11 protein-coding genes are annotated in these 7472 nt (G+C 70.0%); 5 read left to right on the forward strand and 6 right to left on the reverse strand.

The genetic code is table 11. From position 1 onward, the window contains the following. Nucleotides 1–142: 142 nt before the first annotated feature. Both VK923_01595 and VK923_01600 read left to right on the forward strand, forming a co-directional pair. Complete coding sequence (locus VK923_01595) at nucleotides 143–1132, forward strand: magnesium transporter CorA family protein (GenBank protein ID HSJ43358.1); 990 nt, start codon at nucleotides 143–145, stop codon at nucleotides 1130–1132. Nucleotides 1133–1424: 292 nt separating this feature from the next. Then, nucleotides 1425–2438 carry a sigma-70 family RNA polymerase sigma factor gene (locus VK923_01600; protein HSJ43359.1) on the forward strand — a complete coding sequence of 338 codons (1014 nt, stop codon included), beginning with the start codon at nucleotides 1425–1427 and terminating at the stop codon, nucleotides 2436–2438. Here the strand turns inward: VK923_01600 and VK923_01605 are convergent. The 3 genes from VK923_01605 to VK923_01615 form a co-directional block, all read right to left on the reverse strand. After that, nucleotides 2331–2744, reverse strand: coding sequence for an STAS domain-containing protein (locus tag VK923_01605; protein HSJ43360.1), 414 nt, complete (start codon nucleotides 2742–2744; stop codon nucleotides 2331–2333). The two genes, VK923_01600 and VK923_01605, sit on opposite strands and share 108 nt — an antisense overlap. Further along, entirely contained in the window at nucleotides 2668–3075 is a 408-nt protein-coding gene (locus tag VK923_01610) for a hypothetical protein (GenBank protein ID HSJ43361.1), read from the reverse strand. Before VK923_01610 ends, VK923_01605 begins: the two co-directional genes overlap by 77 nt. A 127-nt stretch (nucleotides 3076–3202) precedes the next feature. Continuing rightward, a complete protein-coding gene (locus VK923_01615) occupies nucleotides 3203–3346 on the reverse strand; it encodes a helix-turn-helix domain-containing protein (GenBank protein ID HSJ43362.1) in 144 nt (47 codons plus the stop codon). A 242-nt stretch (nucleotides 3347–3588) separates the two neighbouring features. On the opposite strand from VK923_01615, the gene VK923_01620 reads away from it, so the two are divergent. The 3 genes from VK923_01620 to VK923_01630 all read left to right on the forward strand — a co-directional run bounded on the left by VK923_01620 (nucleotide 3589) and on the right by VK923_01630 (nucleotide 5321). Further along, nucleotides 3589–4512 carry a TIGR03086 family metal-binding protein gene (locus VK923_01620; protein HSJ43363.1) on the forward strand — a complete coding sequence of 308 codons (924 nt, stop codon included), beginning with the start codon at nucleotides 3589–3591 and terminating at the stop codon, nucleotides 4510–4512. A 117-nt stretch (nucleotides 4513–4629) separates the two neighbouring features. Next, entirely contained in the window at nucleotides 4630–4992 is a 363-nt protein-coding gene (locus tag VK923_01625) for a DUF202 domain-containing protein (GenBank protein ID HSJ43364.1), read from the forward strand. Between the two features lie 5 nt (nucleotides 4993–4997). Then, nucleotides 4998–5321, forward strand: a complete 324-nt coding sequence (locus tag VK923_01630) for a DUF202 domain-containing protein (GenBank protein HSJ43365.1) — start codon at nucleotides 4998–5000, stop codon at nucleotides 5319–5321. A 19-nt stretch (nucleotides 5322–5340) separates the two neighbouring features. On the opposite strand, the gene VK923_01635 is transcribed toward VK923_01630, so the two are convergent. The 3 genes from VK923_01635 to VK923_01645 form a co-directional block, all read right to left on the reverse strand. Next, a complete protein-coding gene (locus tag VK923_01635) occupies nucleotides 5341–5721 on the reverse strand; it encodes a hypothetical protein (GenBank protein ID HSJ43366.1) in 381 nt (126 codons plus the stop codon). A gap of 47 nt (nucleotides 5722–5768) precedes the next feature. Further along, entirely contained in the window at nucleotides 5769–6692 is a 924-nt protein-coding gene (locus VK923_01640; GenBank protein ID HSJ43367.1) for a carbohydrate ABC transporter permease, read from the reverse strand. Next, nucleotides 6692–7472, reverse strand: a 781-nt coding sequence (locus VK923_01645; protein HSJ43368.1) for a sugar ABC transporter permease, incomplete at its 5' end; no start/stop codon positions are given. The genes VK923_01640 and VK923_01645, both read right to left, overlap by 1 nt.

Genomic DNA, 7472 nt, shown 5'->3' on the forward strand with positions numbered 1-7472 from the left:
ACGAGCGACGACGCGTCGTTCATGACGGGCTCGGAGCTCTACCTCGACGGTGGCTACATCGCCCGGTAGCTCTGGGCACGACGGCCTCCTGCCCGACCCGTACGCGTGCGACGATGGTGGCGATCGACAGGACGGAGCTGCGATGGCCATCGACGTCCGCTTCCTCGCCGGATCCGAGATAGAGGAGCACGACGCCGGCACCCTTCCGTCGCTGCTGGCGCGTGACGACGGCATCACCTGGGTCGACATCCCGGCGTGTGACGCCGAGGCCCAGCACGCGCTGTCAGACGTGTTCGGCTTCCACCCGCTGGCGGTGCGCAGCTGCGTCGAGCGCACCCGCGTGCCGAAGGTCCACGCCTACAAGGACCACGTCTTCGTGGTGCTGCACGGTCCCGAACGCGGCCGCGCCGGGCACATCCACTACGTCGAGCTCGACCTGTTCGTGGGCCCCAACTACCTGGTGACCGTGCACGGACCCGTCAATCCGGCGGTCGAGCCGGCCGTCGCCCTGCGCGAGACGAGGGCGGTGCTCGAGCGGATCGAGGCCGGGCGCCTGCGGCCCAAGGAGTCGTTCGAACTGCTCTACGCGGTCATCTCGGCCATGGCGCGCACCATGGAGGGCCTGGTCGAGGAGCTGACGTCTGACGCCTGGCGGCTCGAGCAGCTGGTCACCTCGGGCGACATCGACCACAGCGAGGACTTCCTCGAGGATCTGTTCCAGACCCGCCACGGCCTGCTCGCGGTCCGCACGATGGCGGTGCTCAACCGGGAGATCTTCGACCGCGTGGCCACGGTGGCCCGCTTCGTGCCCGAGGAAGGCGGACCGTTCATTGACGACCTCGTCGAGCAGTTCGATCGCGTCCTCGGCATCGCCAATGGTCAGAAGGACTACGTCGAGGGTGTCATCGAGCACTACCGCACCCGTACCGAGACCAAGATGACCATCGCCGCCGAGCGTCTCGCCGTCATCGCGGTCATCACCCTGCCGATCACGGCGCTGGCGTCGGTCTACGGCATGAACGTCATCGTCAACGACGACACCGACCTCGTGCACCTCGCCATCGTGCTTCTCGTGATGGCCGCGATGTCGGCGACGCTGCTGCGGTGGGCCAAGCGCCAGGGCTGGTGGTGACACAGGTCGACCGATGAGTTCCGGGCGTCCTGGCGGTCGGTACCTGTGCCGACCGCCGCTGGAGCGCCTGTGACGACCACAACCACGCACCCCTCTCGTGCCGGACGACGCGCATGGATCGGCCTGGCCGACCTCGCCCGTCGCGCCCGACGTGGACGCGCTCGATGACGCGATGGCCACAGCAGTGGGGCCACCGGTGGGGAGCACGACACCCGCTGCGCTGCTCCGGGTACGGTCGGATGCGCGTAGGATGCGCTCCTGACGTGTCGCAAGGCGTGCACAGGAGCCGACGATGATGACGAAGCTCGCCACGGACACCCCGACCGGCGATCTCGAGCGGCAGCTGGAGCAGCACCGCCGTGAGCTGACTGCCCACTGCTACCGCATGCTCGGCTCAGCCCACGAGGCCGAGGACGCCGTGCAGGAGACCATGGTCCGCGCGTGGCGCAACCACGACCGGTTCGAGGGACGGTCGTCGCTGCGCTCGTGGCTGTACCGCATCGCCACCAACGTGTGCCTCGACCAGCTGCGGGGCCGGCAGCGGCGTGCGCTGCCCATGGACCTGGGTCCGGCGACGTCCGGCGCGGTCGGCGAGGCCGGGTCGATGAGGGGCGAGGCGACCTGGATCGGACCGATCCCGGACGAGCGGGTCGTGCCCGAGGACGCCGATCCCGCGGAGGTCGCCGTCGTGCGCGAATCCGTCCGCCTGGGCTTCATCGCCGCGCTCCAGCGCCTGCCGGCCAGGCAGCGCGCCGTGTTGCTGCTCCGCGAGGTCCTGCGCTGGCGGGCCGCCGAGGTGGCCGAGCTGCTCGACACCTCCGTCGCGTCGGTCAACAGTGCCCTGCAGCGCGCGCGTGCGACGCTGGCCGACGAGCACCTCGCCGACGGCGAGCCGTTCCGGCCGATGGATGCCGAGCAGCAGGCGCTGCTGACCCGGTACCTCGATGCCTTCGAACGCTACGACCTCGACGAGCTGACGGCGCTGATGCGCGACGACGTGGTCCAGTCGATGCCGCCGTACGAGATGTGGCTCGCGGGCGTGGGGGCGCTCCGCACCTTCTGGCTGGGTCCCGGCGCACCGTGCCGCGGGTCACGGCTCCTGCCGACCGTGGCCAACGGGCGGCCGGCCTTCGGTCAGTACCGCCCGAGCGGACCGGGCGGCCGTCACGAGCCCTGGGCGCTGCAGGTGCTCGAGGTCTCAGACGGGCGGATCGTCGGGTTCACGTTCTTCCTCGACACCGACCGGGTGTTCCCGATGTTCGGCCTGCCGCTCCGCCTCGACGACGAGGACACCGTCGGGTCCTGACAGGCCCGCCAGCTCCAGCAGCTCGCGTAGCCGCGAGGGCACGTCCCGCAGCACGAGCCGGCACCCCATGCGGTGCGCCAGCAGGGCCAGGTAGGCGAGCGCGTCGACGGTGTCGAGGTCGGCGGCGGCCAGCGCACGCGCATCGCAGTGCAGGGGCGGCTGGTCCGGGACGGGCACGTGCTGGCTCCTGGGTTCGATGCACCGTTGAGACGACGCCCGGCAGCTGAACTCATCGCGCCAATGGCCGCACCGCCCGCGCAGCGTCGGTGAGCTCGTGCAGGCGCGCGTGGTGCGCGAAATAGCCAGCGGTCTCGGCGCTCATGTCGACCACCGCGGCGACCGCTAGGGCGTCCGCGCGTGCGCCGTCGTCGTCCGCGGCCTCGACCAGTGCGAGCTGCGCCAGCTCGGCTGCGTTCAGGAGGTCCTCGGCGCCCGATGCCGCCAGTGCCATGCGTGCGAGCAGGCGTGCCCGGCCGGGCGAGCGGGTGCGGTCGCGCAGAGCCGCACGCAGGTCCGTTCGCGCCTCCGCCAGCGCGCCCCGCCGCGTGCGGAACCTCGGCGCGGACCTCGAGCAGCGTCGGCGTAGGCGGTCCTCGATGAGCGGATCGCCCGTCCAGCACCGCAGTGCTCGTAGCACCGTCGTGCCAACGCGTGCCGGCCGGCGGCCTGGTGGGAGTGCCTCGGCCACAGCGTCTGCGACGAGCTCGCTGCAACGGTGCAGTCGGTGTCGGAGCGGAGCAGGTAGCCTCCGGGGGCCGTCACGATCAGATCGGGCACGCCGAGCGCGCGTCTGGCCGGCTGACCTGTGCGTTGAGGTTCGCCGCAGGATCGAACGGCGCCTGCACGGGCCACAGCCCGGCCATGAGCTCGTCACGTGACACGAGCGCACCACGCTGCACCGCGAGCATGCGCACCAGCTGCCTGGCGACCGCCGCCGAAGTCCCGCGCGGCGATGACACGGTCGCCGTTGCGAACCGTGAACCCGCCGAGCAACCTGATGTGCAGCAATGCGCGGCTCCCTCCGGGACCGGTCATGCGGTCGTTACCGCTTCGCAATGCCACGCGCCTACCGTCGTCGAGGATAGGACCCCGGCACGCGGCCGGTGGGCATCGCGGGGAGATGATGACCATGGCACACGACACTGCGACGATGACAGACCCGAACGTCGGTGCGCCCGGTGGCGCGGTCGACCGCTACCGGCGGGCGAGCATCCGCTTCGGCGAGCTGGTCCACCTGATCCGCGACGACCAGTGGGACCTCCCGACGCCCTGTGTGGACTGGACCGTCCGCGACCTCGTCAACCACGTCGCCGGCGAGAACCTGTGGACCGAGCCGCTGATGGCGGGACGGACGATTGCCGAGGTCGGCACGGCCTACGACGGTGACGTGCTGGGTGACGATCCCGTCGCGTCGTCCGACGACGCGGCGGCGGCGGCACGGGACGCCGTCGGTGCCGACGGCGCGCTCGAGCGGACCGTGCACCTGTCGTTCGGTGACACGCCGGCCGCGGAGTACGTGCAGCAGCTGCTCGCCGACCACCTGCTGCACGGGTGGGATCTGGCCCAGGCGATCGGCGTGGACGACCGCCTCGATCTCGACCTCGTCGACGCTGTCGCGGCGTGGTTCGACACCGTCGAGGAGGCATATCGCCAGGCCGGAGCGATCGGCCCCCGGGCAGCCGTCGCACCGGACGCCGACCCGCAGGCCCGGCTTCTCGGACGCTTCGGACGGAGCGTGGCGCTGGCCGCTGCGGGCCGGTTCAACACGGCCTTCGAGCGACGAGACGTCGAGGCCATCATGGCGCAGATGACCGACGACTGCGTCTTCGACACCACCGCGCCGGCCCCCGACGGACGGAGGTACGAGGGGCGTGACGAGGTCGCTTCGGCGTGGCGGGAGCTCTTCGCCGCATCACCGCACACCCGGTTCGACGTCGAGGAGGTCATCGGCGCCGATGATCGCGTCGTGGTCCGGTGGACCTACAGCTGGGGCGAAGGCCACGTCCGCGGGATCGACGTCCTGCGCGTGCGCGACGGCCTGGTCGCCGAGAAGCTGTCGTTCGTCAAGGGGTGACCGGCTTCCGCCTAGGGCTGCAGCGGGACCGTGACCACGGCGGACCGTGATGGATCCGCCGTGGCTGCGCGTACAGTTGCCGATCATGAGGCGGCCGATCCGGCGTCGGGATCCGTGGTGAGTGGCGAGCGTCCGGTCGATGCGCTGGGCAGCGAGCCGGACTACCGGTTCACGCTGGCGAACGAACGCACGTTCCTGGCGTGGATCCGCACCGCCCTCGCACTCGACGCCGGCGGCCTCGCCGTCATCCAGCTGCTGCCGCCCTTTCGGATCCCTGGTGCCCGTGAGGCCATCGGCGTCGCGCTCGTCGTGCTCGGCACGATCGTCGCGGCCGCGAGCTACCGCCGGTGGGCCGCGCACGAGCGGGCCATGCGCCTGGACGAGCCGCTCGCGGAGACCCGGCTCCCCCTCGTCCTGGCGATCGGCGTCGGCATCGTCTCGCTGGTGGCCGTCATCCTGCTGCTGACGGCAGAGGTGTGAGCAGGATGGCTGATGCGCCCGACGGGCTGCAGCACGAGCGGACCGCGCTGGCGTGGAACCGGACCGCACTCGCGATGATCGTCGCCGGTGCGCTGTACCTGCGTGCGGGCGGCGGCGGTGAGTTCCATCCCGCACGGCACGTCCCGGGTGCGCTGCTGATGGGACTGGGTGCGGCAGTGCTCGTCGGCCTGGTCGGCCGCCACCGTCGCCTAGCGACCCGTGCGAAAGGCGCCGACGTCGCGGTTCCGGCGTGGGTGCCTCGCGTGATCGCCGCGGTCACGGTCCTGTTCTCACTGGCCTCGCTCGTCCTGATCGTGTTCGGCGCGTGACCGGCGGGGCGTTGTCGGGTCAGCGCAGCGCGTCGGGATCGGGCTGGCCGGTGACGTACCGGCGCGTGCTCGGGAGGAGCAGCGAGACGACCGCAAGCGCCGTGAAGATGTGCAACGCCCAGGGCGCGGAGGTCTGGACCTGGGTGATCACGAGGATCACGAGGGAGAGCACGTCGAGGACCACCAGCGCCATCCACGCCCTCCGCGACCTCCGGAGCACGAAGACGTAGAGCACCAGCACGACGAACAGGCCGAGGCCGACGCCGCCGGTCCCGGTGGCGTACGGCACGCCGAAGGCCAGCGCCCGGAAGAAGCCGTAGGCCCACACCGACGGCGGCACGTCCCACAGCTTGAAGGTCCGAGCCTTGCCGTCGGGCGGACGACCGAGGGACGGCCTCATGTCGGCCGCCCCTCGGGTGTGTGGCGTGTGGTCGGCGGGCCCGTACCCTACCCCTTCACCGATCCGGCGGTCAGGCCGCGAACGAAGTAACGCTGCAGGGTGAAGAACACGATCAGCGGCACGCTGATCGTGATGAACGCACCGGCCGTCAGCAGGTGCCAGTCCTGGCCGCGGCTGCCGACGAGGTTGGCGAGCACGAGCTGGACGACCTGATTCGCCTCGGTCGAGCCCAGGAAGATCAGCGCGATCAGGAAGTCGTTCCACACCCACAGGAACTGCAGGATCGCGAACGCTGCGAGCACGGGCGTCGAAAGCGGGATCATCAGGCGCCAGAAGATCTGGAAGTGGCTGGCGCCGTCGACCTGGGCCGACTCGACGACCTCGCCCGGCAGGGAGCCCATGTAGTTGCGCAGCAGGTACACGGCCAGCGGCATGCCGAACCCGGTGTGGGCCAGCCAGACCGCCGGAAAGGTCCCGGTTAGCCCGAAGGCGCTGTAGAGGCGGAGCAGTGGAATGAACGCCACCTGCAGCGGCACGACCAGCAGGCCGATCACGACGACGAAGAGCACCTCGCGTCCGGGAAAGCGCATCCAGGCGAACGCATACGCGGCGAACGCCGCCGCCAGGATCGGGATCACCACCGCCGGGACCGTGACAGCGATGCTGTTGAGGAAGGCGTTGCCCATGCCGGCGCTGAGCACCTCGGAGTAGTTCGACAGCGTCCACTGCGAGAAGTCCCCGAGGTTGGCGAAGACGGTCCACCAGCCCGTGGTCTTGGTGAGGTCCTCGGCTCGGAACGAAGAGACCAACAGGCCGAACGTCGGCAACAGCCACACCAGGCACAGGAACAGCAGCGCGAGGCTGGAGACGATCTTGCCCCCCCGCCGCGGCTTGCGCCGTCCGGTCTCAGGTGCCCTCGTCTGTTCGTCGATCTGCCGCTCGTCAGCGGTGGGCGGTGGCGTCACGGACATCAGCGGGACTCCTGCTCACGGAACTGGCGGACGTTGTAGATCATCACGGGGATCGTCGCGAGCATCAGCACGACCACGATCGCTGCCGCCAGCCCGAACCGCCTGAAGTCGAAGAGCTCGGTGATGAACCGGTTCGCGACCACGTCGGTGTTGAAGTTGCCACCCGTGCTGACGAAGATGATGTCGAAGATCTTGAGCACCGCGATCAGGATCGTGGTGAAGACCACCACGATGGTCGACGCGATCTGGGGGACGGTGACCCGCCAGAAGATCTGGATCTCAGTGGCCCCGTCGATCCGCGCTGCCTCGATCGTCTCGGTGGGAACGCCCTTGATCGCCGACGACAGCAGGACCATCGCGAAGCCGGTCTGCAACCAGATCATGATCACCATCAGCAGGAAGCTGTTGAGCCGGAAGTTCGACACCTGCACCCATGCGACGGGCTCGCCGCCGAGGCCTGTCCAGATGGCGTTCAGCAGGCCGATCTGAGGGGTGCCGGCCGGCCGCCACGCATAGACGAACAGCCAGATGGTGCTGGCGCCGACGGCGCTGACGGCCATCGGGGTGAAGATGATCGACTTGCTGGCGCTCTCGAACCGCGGTGTCAACCGGTCGGCGAGCACCGCGACGAGCAGGCCGAACGCGACGCACGAGGCCGGCACGACGAGCACCCACAGCAGGTTGTTGGTGATCGCGAGCCGCAGGCTCGGATCGGTGAACAGCGTCGTGTAGTTGTCGAGCCCGACGAAGGTCTCGGACCGGTCGTCGTAGAAGCTGAGG

Source organism: Euzebyales bacterium (assembly GCA_035461305.1).
Classification (GTDB): Bacteria; Actinomycetota; Nitriliruptoria; order Euzebyales; family JAHELV01; genus JAHELV01.